This window comes from Streptomyces corynorhini (assembly GCF_003346515.1).
Taxonomy (GTDB): Bacteria; Actinomycetota; Actinomycetes; order Streptomycetales; family Streptomycetaceae; genus Streptomyces; species Streptomyces corynorhini.
In genome coordinates this window covers 12,867-29,294 of sequence record NZ_QQNA01000085.1, presented here as the reverse complement: position 1 = coordinate 29,294, position 16,428 = coordinate 12,867, and the positions used below count along the sequence as shown (strand labels likewise).

At 73.7% G+C, this 16,428-nt stretch carries 11 protein-coding genes; 1 reads left to right on the top strand and 10 read right to left on the bottom strand.

What is annotated here, in order from left to right; genetic code table 11:
• Window positions 1-85 precede the first annotated feature (85 nt).
• The gene (locus DVH02_RS12520; RefSeq protein WP_233518189.1) at window positions 86-697 is read right to left on the bottom strand and encodes a CGNR zinc finger domain-containing protein; all 612 of its coding nucleotides are present in this window, start codon (window positions 695-697) and stop codon (window positions 86-88) included.
• A gap of 183 nt (window positions 698-880) precedes the next feature.
• Here DVH02_RS12520 and DVH02_RS12515 point away from each other — a divergent pair, with 183 nt between their 5' ends.
• Complete coding sequence (locus DVH02_RS12515) at window positions 881-1,345, top strand: TetR/AcrR family transcriptional regulator (RefSeq protein ID WP_114623858.1); 465 nt, start codon at window positions 881-883, stop codon at window positions 1,343-1,345.
• A 166-nt stretch (window positions 1,346-1,511) separates the two neighbouring features.
• Here DVH02_RS12515 and DVH02_RS12510 read toward each other — a convergent pair whose 3' ends face one another.
• The 9 genes from DVH02_RS12510 to DVH02_RS12475 form a co-directional block, all read right to left on the bottom strand.
• The gene (locus DVH02_RS12510; protein ID WP_114623857.1) at window positions 1,512-2,285 is read right to left on the bottom strand and encodes an ABC transporter ATP-binding protein; all 774 of its coding nucleotides are present in this window, start codon (window positions 2,283-2,285) and stop codon (window positions 1,512-1,514) included.
• A complete protein-coding gene (locus DVH02_RS12505; RefSeq protein ID WP_114623880.1) occupies window positions 2,282-3,250 on the bottom strand; it encodes a FecCD family ABC transporter permease in 969 nt (322 codons plus the stop codon). The genes DVH02_RS12510 and DVH02_RS12505 overlap by 4 nt, the downstream gene beginning before the upstream one ends.
• Window positions 3,251-3,306: 56 nt before the next feature.
• Complete coding sequence (locus DVH02_RS12500) at window positions 3,307-4,341, bottom strand: ABC transporter substrate-binding protein (protein ID WP_114623856.1); 1,035 nt, start codon at window positions 4,339-4,341, stop codon at window positions 3,307-3,309.
• A 112-nt stretch (window positions 4,342-4,453) separates the two neighbouring features.
• The gene (locus DVH02_RS12495) at window positions 4,454-5,107 is read right to left on the bottom strand and encodes a sigma-70 family RNA polymerase sigma factor (protein ID WP_114623855.1); all 654 of its coding nucleotides are present in this window, start codon (window positions 5,105-5,107) and stop codon (window positions 4,454-4,456) included.
• Between the two features lie 137 nt (window positions 5,108-5,244).
• The gene (locus DVH02_RS12490; RefSeq protein ID WP_114623854.1) at window positions 5,245-6,027 is read right to left on the bottom strand and encodes a hypothetical protein; all 783 of its coding nucleotides are present in this window, start codon (window positions 6,025-6,027) and stop codon (window positions 5,245-5,247) included.
• A 108-nt stretch (window positions 6,028-6,135) separates the two neighbouring features.
• Window positions 6,136-6,672 carry a copper chaperone PCu(A)C gene (locus DVH02_RS12485; RefSeq protein WP_114623853.1) on the bottom strand — a complete coding sequence of 179 codons (537 nt, stop codon included), beginning with the start codon at window positions 6,670-6,672 and terminating at the stop codon, window positions 6,136-6,138.
• Complete coding sequence (locus DVH02_RS12480; protein ID WP_407697615.1) at window positions 6,669-8,918, bottom strand: heavy metal translocating P-type ATPase; 2,250 nt, start codon at window positions 8,916-8,918, stop codon at window positions 6,669-6,671. The genes DVH02_RS12485 and DVH02_RS12480 overlap by 4 nt, the downstream gene beginning before the upstream one ends.
• A gap of 50 nt (window positions 8,919-8,968) precedes the next feature.
• A complete protein-coding gene (locus DVH02_RS35125; protein ID WP_158575874.1) occupies window positions 8,969-9,217 on the bottom strand; it encodes a hypothetical protein in 249 nt (82 codons plus the stop codon).
• A gap of 293 nt (window positions 9,218-9,510) precedes the next feature.
• Window positions 9,511-16,383 carry a beta-ketoacyl synthase N-terminal-like domain-containing protein gene (locus DVH02_RS12475; protein WP_233518188.1) on the bottom strand — a complete coding sequence of 2,291 codons (6,873 nt, stop codon included), beginning with the start codon at window positions 16,381-16,383 and terminating at the stop codon, window positions 9,511-9,513.
• Between the last annotated feature and the right edge of the window lie 45 nt (window positions 16,384-16,428).

Sequence of the window (16,428 nt, the reverse complement as noted above, 5' to 3'; positions counted from 1 at the left end):
CGGGCCTCGCACGTCCCTACGGGGCCGACGATGGGCGCTGTGCGGATGGTGATCCTTCACCATCCCTACGGCGCCCATCGTCGGTTCACCGCGCGCCCGTGCCGCTCCCGTCTCCCGGGCGTGCCGCGCCCCCCTGGTGGCGGGCCCGGTAGTTGGCGACGTTCAGCCGGTTCCCGCACAGGCCCGGCATGCAGTAGCGCCGCCGGCCGGCCTTGCTGGTGTCGACGAACATGCCCGCGCAGACGGGGGAGGCGCAGTGCCGGAAGCGGGCGTGACTGAGCGTGTGCAGTACGCCGAGCAGCCCGATCCCCACGAGGGCGCCCAGCTCGTCGGCCACGGAGGCGCTCGGGTCGGTGGTCACCTGCCATTCCCACTCCCCGGCCGGGTTCCGCAGCAGGGCCGGGGCCGCGGACGCCCGTGCGGCCAGCTCGTTCGCGCCCCTGGCGACCTCGTCCTCGTGCTCGGCCGCCAGCAGGGCGCGCGTCTCCTGACGCAGCGCGTGTACCTGGGCGAGATCCGTCCCGGTCGGCAGGGCGCCCCCGGGCAGGGCGTCGAGCCGTGCCTCGTGTTCGTCCAGGAAGCGCGCCAACGCGGCCGGATCGGTGAGGACTTCACCTGCGCTGGTCCAGACGATGGCCGACGTGTTGACGAGGTCGGTGGCGAGCCCCGCTCCGAAGCTGTAATTGGAAAAAAGCACCTTCACATCTTACTCCGTGCTAGGGTAATGCGAGAACTTAAATTATAGCCCTTACGGGTGTGTCGGGTCGGCCGCGTGCCCGCCTGCCTCCGTAAGGACGGGACCGGACGAGAAACGCTTCCCGCCTCGGGAAGCCGGATCGCGGGCGGTGCGTTCGCCCCGCCCGCCCTCAAGGAGAACTCCATGAACACTGCCGCGTTCCTCGCCTACGTCGACGGCCGCCGACTGCGCTGGGAGCTGGTTCTCGACCACTGCGCGCAAACGGCGGGGAAGGACCCTCGTACCCAGCTGCTCGCGGTCTTCGACGCGCTCGCCGAGTGGGCCCACGCACCGTGCGACGGCTTCCGCAGCAACGCGTTCGTCAACGCGCGGGTAGCACTGGCCGAGCCCGGCAGCGTGATCCGCGCGGTCGTCACCGAGCACAAGCAGGCGCTGCGCGCCCGGATGCTCACCCTCGCGGAGGCCGCCGGCGCGCGGGACCCCGGCCTCCTGGTCGACCAACTGCTCCTGATCTTCGAAGGGGCGGTCTCCACCCGGTCCCTGGGCACGGTCGAAGCGCCCGCGGAGATGGCGCGGCACACGGCGGACCAGCTCATCGCGGCCGCCGTCGCGCAGGCGCCCGTGCCTCGCGGGATCGCGAGGCCGTGAGTCCGCGAGGCCGTGGGGTACCACCGGGAGGAGCGGCGCGCGAGGCATATGCCGTGCCGCGTAACGCACGGTGAGGGACGTCGTCATGCTCTCTCCTGCCCTGATGATGCGGCTGTCGCGAACGCCCGTACCCATCGAGTGGGCCCCCGGCGAGACGCCTCGACGCTCAGTCGAGGGGCCGGGCCGCGTAGCTGATGCGGGTGACGCCGTCGGCGTGACGCTCTGTACGGGCCCGTACGCCGAAGACCTCACGCAGGGTGTCGGGGGTGAGAACGTCCAGGACCGGCCCCGCCGCCACGACCGTGCCCTCGGCCAGGACCACCAGGTGGTCGCAGAGCCTGGCGGCCAGATCGAGGTCGTGCAGGACGGCGAGCGTGGTGGTGCCGGTGGCGCGGATCAGGTCCAGGAGTTCGAAGCGGGCCCGGATGTCGAGGTGGTTGGTGAGTTCGTCCAGGACCAGGAGCCGGGGGCGCTGCGCGAGGGCGCGGGCCAGCAGGACGCGTTGGCGTTCGCCGCCGGACAGGGAGGCGTACTCCCGTTCGGCCAGGGCGCGCACTCCGCAGCGGTCGATCGCGTCGTCGACGGCCTCGCGGTCGTCGGTGCCGTCCCGACCGAGGAGGCCGTGGTGCGGTGTGCGTCCCAGGGCGACGGTCTCGGCGACCGACAGGCCGGCGGTGTGTCCGGTGGAGTCCTGGAGGACGGCGGCGGTCCGGCGGGCGGCGGCGCGGGCGGACAGCGTCCACACGTCGTCGTCGCCGACGCGTACCACCCCGCCTGCCGGGCGCAGTGAGCGGTAGACGGCGCGCAGCAGGGTGGATTTGCCACTGCCGTTGGGGCCGACGAGTCCCACGATGTCGCCTTCGCGTACCTCCAGGCTCACGTCGTGCAGGATCGGCCTGCGGTCCAGGGTGATGTGGAGCCGGTCCACGGTCAGTCTCATGCGGTGTCCAGGACCTTGTCGCGGCGCAGCAGCCAGATGAAGAACGGTGCGCCGAGGAGGGCGGTGAGGATGCCCAGGGGCAGTTCGTTGGGGCGGACGAGGGTGCGGGAGAGCAGGTCGACGACGACGAGGTAGACCGCCCCGAGCAGGGCGGTCAGCGGGAGGAGCCTGCGGTGGTCGGCGCCGATGGTGAGGCGGACGAGGTGGGGGATCATCAGGCCGACGAATCCGATGCCGCCGGCGACGGCGATCGTCGTTCCGGTGAGGAGCGAGGAGAGCACCAGCAGTACGGCGCGCAGCCGGTTGACGTCCACGCCGAGCGCGGTGGCCGACTCGTCCCCGGCCAGCAGGACGTTGAGCCGTCGGCCGAACAGGCTGAGCAGGACGGCCGTGGTGAGGACGACCGCGCTGACGGTGGGCAGTTGGCTCCACTGGGCCCCGGCGACACTGCCGAGCATCCAGAACATCACCGTGCGCAGTTCGGTGGGCGTGGCCCGCAGTTGCAGGAAGCTCGTGGCGGACAGGAAGACATAGCCGACCGCGACCCCGGCCAGCACCAGCCGGGTCGGTGCCATCCGGCCGCGTCGCTGACCGAGGGCGAAGACCAGCGCTCCGGCCGCCAGCGCGCCGACGAACGCGGCCGCCGACACGCCGAGCCCGCCGACCGTGGCGCCCGAGGCCAGGACGATGACGACGACGGCGCCCAGCGAGGCGCCGTAGGAGAAGCCGAGGACGGTGGGATCGGCCAGCGGATTGGAGACCACGGCCTGCAGCACCGCGCCGGAGACCGCCAGCCCCGCGCCGACCAGAGCGGCCAGCAGGACGCGGGGGGTCCGGAAGTTCCATACGATCTGGTCCAGCGCCGGGTCGGCGCTCGCGCCGCCACCGCTCACGTGGTGCAGGACGATCCGCCACACGTCGCCGAGCGGGACGCCGACGGCGCCGACGCTGACCGCCACCGTCATGGTGACGATCAGCACGGCGAACAGCGCGAGCAGGGCGAACGGGAGTCCCAGCCGGTTCAGAACGCGTCGGGGTGCAGCATCCTGGCTATCCGGCCGACGGCCAGATCGTTGCTGGGGCCCAGGTACATCGAGTCGGACAGCACGGTGTACGTGTGAGTCTTGGCGGCCGGCCACTGGGGGAACTCCTTGAGCAGTTTCCGGGCGTAACCCGTCGGGTCGGGATCGTTGTAGCTGATGACGACGAGGGCGTCGACATCGGTGGCGGCGACCTTCTCCTTGCTCAGGTCGGCGAAGGTGGTCGTGGCGGCCGACGCGAAGGCGTTGGCGCCGCCCGCCTCGGCCAGGATGTCGTTGAAGATGCCCTGGGCGACGACCGAGCTGAAGTCGTTGCCGCCCATCGACATGTTGGCGAAGAGCACCATCACCTTCGGTTTCTTCTTGCCCCGCACCTTCGCGGCCACGGCGGCGACGCGCTCCTCGGAGTCCGCGATCAGCTTCTCGGCGCGGTCGCCCACGTCGAAGACCTTGCCCAGGTCGCGCAGCAGCTTGTAGCTGTCGGCGACGGTCATCTTGGACGGATCGTCGTCGCAGCCCTGCGGGGAGACATAACTGTTCGCGCCCACCGTCCTGAGCTGATCCCGGGTGGCGAAGCCGTTCTTCGCGTCGAAGCCGTAGGTCGTGACGGACAGGACGAGGTCCGGCCGCAGGCCGAGCATCGCCTCGCCGGGGATGTCGTAGGCGTCGTTGAGTTCGATGTCCCCGGTGGGCAACGCCTTGATGGCCTCGGCGCGGCCCGCGACCTCGGACATGCCGTAGGACTGCTGGTTGGAGACGATCCGGTCGCCGAGGCCGAGCGCGAGGAGCGTGGAGACCTCCCCGACGGAGCCACCGTTCATGACGACCACTCTGCTGGGGGCCTTGGTGAAGGTCTCGGTCCGTCCGCAGTTCTCGATGGTCACCGGGTAGCCGGACCCGGCGGCGCGGGCGGATGCCCCGCCGCTCGCCGTCCGGGTCGAGGACTCGGCGCATCCGGCCGTGACCAGACACAACGCTGTGGCCAGGACCACGGCGATGGACCGTTTCTTCGGCATACGGACTCCTTGGTGCGGGGCGAGGGGTTTCGATCCAGTAGTCGCGGCGCGGTGCCGTGGCCAGGGGCCAGTGGTCCGTGGTCCGAGGTCCGTGGCCGGTCGCGGCCCGTGGTCAGGCGTCCCGGGGTTCACCCGTCGCGTGTTCGGCGGAGTCGAGCAGCTCCCACAGAGCCGTACGGGCCCGCGCCACGCGCGAACGCACCGTACCCACGGGGCAGCGGCACACCGACGCCGCCTCGGCATACGGCATGCCGAGCATCTGCGTGAGCACGAACGCCTCGCGGCGCTCGCGCGGGAGCAGCGACAGCAGCTCGGCCAGCGCCACGCCCTCCTCGAACCCCGGCAGATCACGCCGCTGGGAGCGTTCCAACGCCAGGTGCCAGTCCTCGCCGTCCACATGCCGGGGGCGGGCGCCCGCGCTGCGGAAGCTGTCGATCACCGTCCTGCGGGCGATGGTCAGCAACCAGGTCCGCGCGGAGGACCTCCCCTCGAAACCGTGCAGACTGCCCAGCGCGCGCAGGAAGGTGTCCTGGGTCAGGTCGTCGGCGGACTGCGGGTCGGCGCTCAGATGGGCCACGAAGCGCCACACGTCCAGGTGGAGCGCGCGGATGAACCGGTCGGCGGCCTGGAGGTCGCCGCCTCGCGCGGCGAGCGCCCAGCCGGTGGCCGCTTCGTCACCGGTGGCCGTTTCGCCGTGTGTCCGGTCGGTGGTGGGTCCGGACCGGGCACGGATGTGCCCGGCAGGTGTGTACAGGGCAGGAGACATCGACGGTCGTCCCTCTCGGATGATCCGGAATAACCGGTGCGCCGCGACACACCGGTACGTCGTTCGACTCCGCCTCGTGGCGGGATCGATGGACCGGGGCGCGGACCGACACGGCCCGCGGCCCGGGGAGCCGGCTGTCAGCTGACAGCGGCGACGACGGGCGGACCTCGTGAGACGAGCGAGTGGGTCAGCAGGAAACGGCGCGGGCGACGCGGCGTACCGGTGCCGCGCAGACAGACCCGGGGCGGCCCGCACGGCACCGGAGGAGTCAGCGGGACCCGCAGGGGGGCGAGCACCCAGCCACCGAACGTACGCAGCAGCCGGAACGCGGCGCGCTCCCCATGAGCCAGCCACACCCCGCACAGCACGGCCGCGACCAGGTGCGCGAGGAGCATCCCGGCCGGTGACACTCCGGCCGGGCCGTGCGCCATGGCGGCCGAGGAGTCGGCGCCCGCGGACATCAGATGGCCCGCGTGCCCCAGGCCCTCCATCGCACCGTGCGGCATCCCGGGCGGTGCGGCGGGTGCCGCGCTTCCCGAACCGGCCGCGTGGACAAGGTATTCGGCGTCGCCGCCGGACATGCCGTACGGTGCGCTCACCCCGCACGTCAGATGGCCCAGCCACCGCCGCGCGAAGGAGACGCCTCCCGAGCCGTGGGAAGGGGTCAGCGCCTGCGCGAGGGAGAAACCGGTGTGGAGCGCGGCCTGTGCCACGACCACCGCCCCGGTCACCGTGGAGCACGCGCGCTCCCGGCAGGCGGCGGCCCAAGCGGCCGAAACCGTCGCCACGAACGCGAGGGACAGGGCCCACCAGGGGAGCGCCGAGCCCGACATCCACACATGGCCGACGGCGGCGAGCACCACGCAGACGGCCGCGAACAGCACAGCCCGCAGCATCCGGGTCACCGGCCCCGCCGTCATCACGGCCTCATCTTTCCACCGAGGTCCTGGCCGGACGTCAGGGGCGTGAGCGGGCCGGTCTCGTGGCCGTGCGGGCGGCGTGGCACCGGCGGTTCCGTTCCGGCGGGGTCAGTCGCTGCCGGGACGGACCACGACGGCCAGCGTCTTCCGAGGCCCGCTGTGGCGGAAGTGCAGAACGAACGGCACGGTGTCGCCCGGCTGCCACTGTGTCCTCGCCCTCGTCCTCACCATCACGTTCAGGCCGTACGGCGACATCGTCAGTGTCCCGCCTCCCGGTACGGCGGCCGACCGCACCATCGTCATGGAGGCGCCCCCTTCGCCGTTGCTCCGGTCCCTGCTGAGCATGGCCTCGTCCATCTCCGGCGAGGTCACGGAGATCAGTTCGTCCCCGGCGTCGCCGCTGTTCGCTATCCGGAAGTAGGCCGAGGTGTACCGGCCGTCGCCGTACGGCAGGAAGACACGCGAGTCGCTGATCCCGATCCGCGGCGGGCTGCCTGCGGCCCCCGAGCGGGCCCAGGTCGTCAGGCCGCCCAGGGCCACCGCGCAGGCGACCACCGGAGCCGCCGCGGCGAGGAGGGTGTCGCGGAGGCGGGCGCGCGAGGACCGCCACCGCGTCGCGGCGGGCGGTGCGGCGGGGTTCGTCATCGCCGACTCCCTCCTCGTGCGCGAGACCGGACTGTACGCGAGAGACGCGACGGGGCAGGCTGCCAGGCCCGCAGCCGCAGGCTGTTGCCGACCACCAGCAGGGAACTCGCCGACATCGCTGCGGCGGCCACCATCGGATCGAGCCATCCCACGGCGGCCAGCGGCACCGTGACGACGTTGTAGCCGAAGGCCCACAACAGGTTGGCACGGATCGTCCCCAGCGTGCGCCGGGCGAGCAGGACCGCGTCGGCGACGGCCTCGATGTCACCGCGTACCAAGGTCACATCGGCGGCCCCGATCGCCACGTCCGTACCACCGCCCATGGCGATCCCCAGATCTGCGCGGGCCAGCGCCGCCGCGTCGTTGACCCCGTCGCCCATGACCGCGACCCGGTGGCCGCGCTCCCTCAACCGCCGTACCAGCCGGGCCTTGTCCTCGGGCGTGCACCGGGCGTGTACGTCGGTGACGCCGAGTTCGGCGGCGACGGCCCGTGCGGGGGCCTCGCGGTCGCCGGTCGCCAGGACCGGCTCCACCCCGAGGCGCCGCAGCCGTCGCACCGCCCGGTAGCCCCCGGGCCGCAGGCGGTCCCCCACGGCGACGAGGGCCACGTCGGCTCCGTCCACCCGCACCGAAACGGGGGTCAGGGCAGCGGCCTCGGCATCGGTGAGGGCCCGCGCCAGTGTGTCGGGCAGAGCGCTCCCGGGAGCACACACCTCGACCCGGTGACCGTCGACGCGGCCCGCCACCCCGAAGCCCGCGGTGGACCGGAACCCGGTCACCTCGGGCAGGGGCTGTTCGGGGAGCGTCCGCCGCGCGTACGCGGCGATCGCCCGTCCCAACGGGTGCTCGGAGCCCGCCTCGACCGCACCGGCCAGCCGCAGCGCGGCGTCATGGCCGAGGCCCTCCGGCACCGACGTGACCTTGGCGACGGTCATCTGGCCGGTGGTCAGCGTCCCGGTCTTGTCCAGGACGATCGTGTCGACATGGCGCAGTGTCTCCAGGGCCCTGGGGCCGTTGACGAGCACGCCGAGCTGGGCGCCGCGGCCGGTCGCCGCGAGCAGGGCGGTGGGCGTGGCCAGGCCCAGCGCGCAGGGGCAGGCGACGACCAGGATCGCGACGCAGGCGGTGACGGCCGCCTGCGGATCCGCGCCCGCGCCGAGCCAGAAGCCGAGAACGGTGACGGCGAGCGTCAGGACCACCGGTACGAAGAAGCCCGCCACGGTGTCGGCCAGCCGCTGCGCCCTGGCCTTGCCCGCCTGGGCATCGGTGACGAGCCGGGTGATGCGGGCGAGCCGGGTGTCCGCGCCGACAGCGGTGGCCCGTACCCGCAGGAGACCGCCCGCGTTCACCGCGGCACCGATCACCCGCTCCCCGGGAGCCACCTCGACGGGCTCGCTCTCCCCGGTGACGAGGGACAGATCCAGCGCCGAACTGCCGCTCGTCACCACCCCGTCGGTGGCGACCCGTTCCCCCGGGCGCACGATGAACTCCTGCCCCACCCGCAACCGCGCGAGGGGGATGAGCCGTTCCTCCGCGTCCTCGCGGACCGTCACCTCCTCGGCGGCCAGCCCCGCCAGCGAACGCAGCGCCTCACCGGTGCCTCGCCTGGCCCGTGCCTCCAGGAAGCGGCCCGTCAGGACGAACAGCGGTACGGCGACCGCCGCTTCCAGATAGACGCGCGCGACGTCCCCGCCCGCCGACGGGAGCAGTGTGAAGGGCATCCGCATGCCGGGGTCCCCCGCGCCGCCGAGGAAAAGCGCGTACGCGGACCAGACGAAGGAGGCGGCGACACCGAGCGAGACCAGGGTGTCCATGGTCGCCGCCGAGTGCCGCAGCCCGAGCAGCGCGCGTCGGTGGAACGGCCAGGCACCCCAGACGGCCACCGGCGCGGCGAGCACGAAGCAGAGCCATTGCCAGTTCCGGAACTGCACGGCGGGGACCATCGACAGAACGAGCACCGGCACCGAGAGGAGCGCGGTGATCAGCAACCGGTCCCGCTCCTCCCGCCTCGCCCGGCTGTCCGCCGCGCGAGGCTCCGTCGGAGACGCCGCCTCAAACGGGCGGGGCGCCGGGGGCGGTTCGGCCGTGTACCCGGCGCGCTCGACCGCTGCGATCAGCTCCTCCCGCGCGACATCGGAAGGATGGGTCACCCTGGCCCGTCCCGTGGCGAGATTGACGGTGGCGCTGACCCCGTCGAGCCTGGCCAGCCGCTTCTCGACGCGGCTGACACACGCCGCGCAGGTCATACCGCCGACGATCAGATCCGTGGACGTGACAGTGCCCACCGGATCCACCGTCATCGCCCACCGCCCGAGTGCATGTCGTCCATTCCGCCGCGCTCCTCCTGACCCGTACCCGTACCCGTACCCGTACCGGTACTTGTGCCAGTGCCGTTACCGGTCCCACCGCCGGTCCCGGTGACGGAGCGCATGTTCGGGGCGACCGGTCCGACGGCCGATCCGACGCCGTACGAGACGCCGAACAGCGCGATGAGCAGCACCACGAACCCGCTGAGCGCCGACGGCGGGACCCACCGCCAGGACACCGCAGAATCGGACGGTCGCTGTCGCTGCTGATCTGCCATCGCCGCTCCAGGGACGGAGGCCCGCGGTCACACGGGGCGAGTGTGGGGGACATACGAAGAGCCGACGGAAGTGTCCGGAGAGGCCCGCGAGCACCATGCTGACACGGCGGGGATGCTCAGATACCCTCCTGCGCGCTCTTCCCACACGTGACGATTCTCCCGGCACCGCACGGGAACCGGAGCGGTTGCGCATCCGACGTTCTGTGGAGGAGCACGTCGGTTCCGCGTGCCCGTCGCCCCTGTGTACGGGCGGCCTACGCCTGGCCAGGAGGCCGTCCGGGAGCGGTGTCGGAGACCACGCGCATGCCCAGTCCGCTCACCCGGTAGATGCACGTGTCGTCACCCCACAGCGTCGCGTCCGCGATCGCGTACGGGCCACGCGCGTCCGTACCGGACTCGACGATGTCCATGTCCACCCGGATCAGCCGGTTGGCCGGGGTGATCTGGCCGCGGTACGTCCACGCCGTCTCGCGGCCGGGCAGCACCGGCTCGAACCGGGGGTGCGGGAGAGCGTCGGCGGCGCCCCGTTCGAGCAGGTGGTACTGGAGCAGCTGGCACATGGCCTCCAGGCCCAACGAGCCCGGCTGTACGGGGTCCTGGAAGAAATGCGCCCGGAAGAACCACTCGCCGGGGACCACGTCCTTCTCCGACCGCAGCCGGCCGAGCCCCGCGCGGCCCCCGTCCGGCCAGGAGCCGGTGATCCGGTCGAGCATCAGCAGCATCGGACCCGGCAGCCGAAGCCGCCCGGCGCAGTACCGCGCGGGGCGCCCGGTGAGATCGACCGCGCGCCCACAGGGCTCGTCGAGCCGGGCCCGCTCCTCGGCGGGCACCGTCAGGCCCGGCTGGTGGAGGAAGGACGACGCCGGGAAGTAGCCGAAGACCGTGGAGAGCGCGAACAGCGGCACGCCGTCGGCCGTGCACCTCACCTCGAACGACTCGACGATCATGTCCCCGATCCGGGAGACGCGGTTCAGCACGGCATGGGTGCGGACGGTGCGCGTCGCCGGGGTGACCTCACCGCTGACCGTGCCCGTCCCGTCGAGGTTGCGGAACAGCAGATCCGTGCCGGTGGTCAGCGCGCTGCCCACGTACGAGGCCAGCCACCCGCAGGGCTGCAGCGCGATCTCCATCAGGACGGCGAACGGCATCGTGCGGCCACCGTTCTGCTCGAAGTACCAGGCCCGCGCGGGTACGTCGTACTCCGCGACGACTCCGCCGCCCTCCCGCATCCCGCCCTGCGGCCCGTCCACCGAGACGATCCGGCTCATGAAGTGGTACGGCGGGCCGGGCAGCCGCGCGACCCTGCGGGCCCCGTCGAACGGCGCGTACGCGGCGCCGAACGCCTCACTGGGCCGGCCCCAGGCACACGCCAGCAACGAGGCGTAGCCGAAGGGGAGTCCGTCGGCGGCCCTCGCCACGGGCCGCTCCTCCCGGTGTCCGGCCAGCCCGCCGAGCAGCGGCAGCGCCACCGGCACGCCCTCGGTCTGCACGGTGGGCGGCCCCGAGCCCCGCCAGTGCGACAGCGGCCAGTCGGGGACCAGCCGCAGCGCCACGTCACGCCCGAGGAACGCCTTCGCCCCGTCCACGGACCCCAGCACATCGGCGTGGAGCGTGGGCACGGGACCGGCCGAGACACCGCGTACGAACACCTCGTAGACGACCCGTTGGCCGGACGGGGTCGCCTGGCCCCGGCACATCGTCCGGCACGGGTGCCCGTCGACCGGCTCGAAGCGCCAGCCGTCCCGGTCCACCGTGAAGCCCATGGCCGCCAGGTAGAACGCCATCGCCTGGAGACCGCCCTGGAGCATCAGGGTGCCCGGCATGCAGGGATCGTTCTTGAAGTGCCCGGCGAAGAACCAGTCGTCAGGCGACAGAGGCGTCTCGGCCCGCAGATAGCCGCGGCCCCACGGCCCTCCCGCCGGATCGAACACGGTCACCTCGTGGATCAGCCGCAGCCGGCCGCCGTCGAGCCCCGGTGAGCGGACGTGCGCCGCCGTCGCCTCCCAGCCGGGCCCGAAACACTCCGCCGGCCTGCCCTGGACCAGGGCCGACACCCGCTCCGCGGCGAAGCGGGTCGACTCGCCGCGTACGGAGGGCGGGTCGTGCGGCAGCTCGTCACCGGGCGGACGCTCGGCGGGGTCCCACCGCACACCGCCTCCGCCGGCCAGCTCCTCCGGCGTGAAGAACCCGGCCTGGCCCTCGCGGACGCTGAGGCGCAGTGCGCCGTCCACGAAGCAGTCGTAGTGGAAGAAGGCCAGCCGGACGCCGTCGTGCTCCGCGTGGCCGTCGACGTGGATCTCGTAGCGCAGGACGTCCCCCGCCCGAGGCGGGCCGCCGTGGTAGGTCACCTCGCAGCCGAGCAGCCGGTAGGCGCGCTCGCCCCGGTTGAGCAGATCGGCGCCGAGCCAGCTGAGCAGCAGCAGGTCCGCCTGGCCCGCCTCGATCAGCACCCCGGCCGGTACGCGACCGGTGGCGTCCAGGTACCAGCTGTCGGGCAGGACGTCGGTCTCGGTCCAGATGGTCCCGTCGGTGCGTACGGGGCCCGGCTCGGCGAGCGCCGCCGGTACCGCGTCGATGCCGGTGACCCGGTCCGCGAACAGCATGGGCGGCTCGGGCATCCGAGTCTGCACCGCGTACGCGTCCTGCTCGGCGAACCGGGGGCCGAACAGCGCGGAGATCTCCCGGGAGGCGAGGTACTCCAGCTGGGCGCGGTCGAACTTCGGCCCTGGCCGCACGGGTTGGGCGACCGCAGAGGTCGGTGTCGGCGTGGCGGGCGCGGTGTCCGGCAGCCGCTCGGCACGTACGGGAGTCTGCGCCCCGCCGACCGTCAGCGCGCTGACCGCGAGGGCCGAGATCCGCAGGAACCGCTGGTGGGCCTCGGTGTGTACGGCCATGACCTCCCGGTGCAGCGAGGCGACCCGCAGACTCTGCCGGGCGACGGCGGCACGGGCCCCCGCCGCCCACGGCTGCCGCTCCACCACATCGGGTACGGGGGCGGGCGCGGTCCCGGGCGTGGGGACGAGCCCGGCGACGAGCGCGGGGACGGTGGCCGGGGCGTCGGGCGGGCCGGCCGGCCGCTCCGGCTCCCGCAACGGGTCCGGTACCGGCAACGGCTCTGGTACCGGCGCCAGTTCGGGGGCCCTGGGCAGGGTCACCGCGGCCGGTGGTGCCGGGGACGGCGGCGGGGGCGGCGTGGGCAGACGTGGAGTCGCGGGTACGGGTACGGGAACGGTGGATCCCGGGCGGGGGACCTCGGTGGCGGCGTCCGCGAGCCGCGCGAACAGGTCGTCGGCGCGTACCGGCACTCCGGCGACGACGAGTTCGGCGACCGCGAGGCACAGCTGCCGCACCCCGGCGCCACCCGGGGCGTCCAGGGCGACGGCCACATGGTCCCGGTCACCGAGCACCCGCTTGACCCAGCCGGTGCAGAGTTTGCGCGGCCCGTGCTCCACGAAGATCCGGACGCCGTCGGCCCAGGCCCGCTCCACCGTGGCCGCGAAGTCGATCGTGTCCAACCCCTGCGCGGTGAGCGCCTCGGCGGCCCGCTCGGCCGTCGCGCGGTACGACTGTCCGGTCGCCCCACTGTAGAAACGCACCCCGGGGACATCGACGGTGGGACGGCGGTGTGCCTGGTACCACGCTTCACGTACCTCGATCAACTCAGGTGCGTGCGCGGCCAGTTCGTAGTCCAGCTCGATCGCCAGGTCGGCGCCGGTCCTGGCCACGACAGCCGCGCACGCACGGGACTCGCCGCCGATGACACAGACCCCGGGCGCGTTCACCGCCATCAGATGGACCGCGACCTCACCGGCCAGCTCCGTGCGGACCGCGTCCACGGGCGCGTTGACCAGGTAGGTGGTCCAGCGGGAACCCTGGATGCCCAGCCGCTCCCAGTGGCGTCGCACCGCCCGCAGCTCGCCGGTGAGTTCCGTCGTGAAAAGGCCGCTGTCCAGGGTGGCGTCGTACAGCCCCGCGGCGTCGGGCCAGGCGCCCAGCGCGACCAGCGCGGCCGACTCACCCGAGGAGTAACCCACCGCGGCGTCCGGCCGCAGGCCGAGCACCTCCCGGCTGAGCACGGTGTGGAAGACGGCGAGTTCGGCGGCGTCCCAGATCTGCTCGAACACGCCCCGCTCGCGCCGGGACCGCAGCCGGGCGCCGATCGCCCCGTGCGCGGTCCGGACGGCCTCCCCGAGCGACGGCAGCGCGAGCGTCAGCTCGTGGCCCATGCCCGGGTACGCGGCGGAGCCGTTGGTGTAGACGAACGCCGTGCGCCCCGCGACCGGCCCGTCCCGGTACAGCACGTCCGCCGGACGGATTCCGCCCTCGGCCAGCCAGCGGCGGGCGGCCTCCCTGCGGCCCGGCAACGCGGCGTCGCCGTCGACCACGAGCGCCAGCCTGGCCGGACCCGAGGCGGACCGGGTGTCCGACTCCAGCGCCGCCAGGACCTCCTGGCGGTCGGCCCCGGAGAACACGTACAGGCGCGGAGCCGGGCCCCGCAGCCACGGCCGGGCGTCCCCCGCCCGCAGCCGGACACGCACGGCGGGCCCCTCCAACGGTGTCACCACCGCCTCTGCGGTGAGCGCGACGGCGGTGGTGTCGGCGGGCAAGCCGGAACGCGGCACCGCGCGGTGCTGGAGCGCGAGCGCGGCGACCGCGACGCAGACCAGCCCATGGGCGGCGTGCGCGCGGCCGAAGGCCGACGCCGGGTCGAACACCGCGTCGGGGCCGTCCCCGATGACCATGTCGGGCACGTCGCCGGAGCCGCCGGAGCCGCCGGAGCCGCCGGAGCCGCCGGGGTCGCCGGGGTCGCCGGGGTCGCCGGAGCCGCCGGAGCCGCCGGAGCCGCCGGAGCCGCCGGGGTCGCCGGGGTCGCCGGATCCGCCGGAGTCGGCCGAGTGGGTGGATCCGGCCGGGCGGGTGGAGGAAGGGAGGGAAGTGGGCGAAGCCGGGCCGACGAGGGCGGTGTGTTCCTCGTCGAGCAGGGCGATGACGGTGTCACCGTCCCTGCGGGCGGTCTCCAGGGACTTGAGGATCAGGACGACGGCGGCGTCCCCCGGTTCGCTCTCGCGCCCCAGTTCCCGAAGAGCGGCCCGGTGGACCGCCTCGTGGGACAGGTCCGTGCCGCCGACGAGCGCGGCGTCGGCCTCTCCCGCCCGGATGGCGCGGGCCGCGATCTCCAGCGCCACCGGACCTGACGCCTCCTCCGCCGACACCGCGAAACCGGCCCCGGCCAGGTCGAGCTGGGTGCTGATGCGGTTCGCCACGAGGTTCGGCATGCTGCCCACCACGGCCTCCGCGTTCATGGGCCCCACGAAGGCGTCCCGGGCGACGGCCGTGGCCGGGACCGCACCGGCCGGTTCGCCCCGCCCCGCCTGCTCCAGCCAGTACGGAACCCGCCAGCGGGCCCCCGCCCGTGCCACCTCCGGATCGACCCCCATGCCGATGACCACCATGGTCCGCTCGCGCGGCAGGGACACCGTCGCCGCGGCCTCCCGGGCCGCCTCCAGCACCAGGAGCTGATGGGGTACGGTCCGCTCCAGGGCGAGCGGCGGGAAGCACAGGTCCGTCAGTTCCACGGCGATCTCCGTGGCGGGCCCGCGCCGTTCGCCGCCCAGCACGGCCCGGCGGAAGTCCTCGGCGCAGGTCCCGTCGCCGACCCGGGCGCCCAGCGCCACGATCGCCACCTGGGTCCTGCCACCCGGCGCACCCCGCACCGGGGCCGGGGCCGGGGCGCGCGTGGCGGACGCCGGGCGCGCGGGAGAGCGTACGGCGGACACCGGGCCGCCGTACTCCGGGAGATCGCCGCCGTCCTCCGGGAGGTCCACGATCAAGTGGGCGTTGGTCCCGCCGAATCCGAACGCGCTCACCGCCGCCCTGCGCGGCCCCGGCCACGGCTCCGGCGCGGTCAGCACCCGCAGCGGTGTGCCGCTCAGCGCGTCCAGCGGACGTTCGGCGCCGAGCGACGGCGGACGGATTCCCGCACGCAGCGCACCGAGCACCTTCAACAGCCCCGCCACCCCCGCCGAGGCCAGCAGGTGCCCGACGTTCGACTTCGCCGAACCGAGGGGCACGTCGTCACAGGCCCCGAAGACCCGCGCCATGCCGCGCGCCTCCACCGCGTCCCCGACCGGAGTCCCCGTCGCGTGGCACTCGACCAGCGATACGGTCGCGGGCGCGATCCCCGCCGCGTCGTACGCCAGCCGCATGGCCCGTACCTGGCCTTCCTCCGCCGGACTGATCAGCCCGGCGCCGCGCCCGTCGTTGGACAGCCCGACGCCGCGGATCACGCCGAGCACCGGCATCCCGGCGGCGCGCGCCTCGGACAGCCGCGCCAGCGCGACGAACCCGGCGCCCTCGCCGTGCACCAGTCCGTCCGCGTCCCGGTGGAAGGGCCGGCTGCGCCCGGTGCGGCTCGTCGCGGACAGCCCGCAGAACCCCACGTGGAGATAGAGGGGGTCGGCCCGGTTGACCGCCCCCGCCACCATCAGGTCCGCCGTACCGTCGTGCAGCCGGTCGCACGCCAGCTTGATCGCGTACAGCGAGGAGGCGCAGGCGGCGTCGAGGGACCACGCGCCCGCGCCGAGGCCGAGCGCGCGGGCCGCGAGCCGGGCGGGCAGCCCGGACGAGAAGCGGTTGCGGGCGTCGGGCCGCACCCGGCGCTCTCCGGTCAGCAGGGCGTCGCGGACCCGGGGGTGCTGCGCGGAGAGCCAGACGTGCTCGGCGAAGGCCGTCCCCGTGGGGGTGGGGTACGACAGATTCCCCAGCACCAGCCCCGCGTGCGGCAGCGGCCCCTCGCGGCCCGCCTCCGCGAGGGCCTGGCGGACGCCGTACATGACCCAGTGGAAGAGCGGATCCAGCGAGTGGAGCCGCTCCGGGGGGAGGTGGAGTCCGCTCGGGTCGAAGACGGACTCGAACCCGCTGACGTACCCGCCGACATCGGAGTAGGTACGGTCGAGATGGTCGTCCACCGGGCCCATGGCCCAGCGGCGCGGCAGCCGCCACCGGTCTTCGGGGACGGCCGACAGACTGCCGCGGCCCGCCGCGATGTTGTCCCAGAACGTGTCCGGATCGAGGGCACCGGGCAGCACACAGCCTCGGCCGACGACGGCGATCGGTTCGCATTCCATGCGCGTCTCACTCCAGGCAGGGCAGGCAGGGCAGGCAGGGCAGGC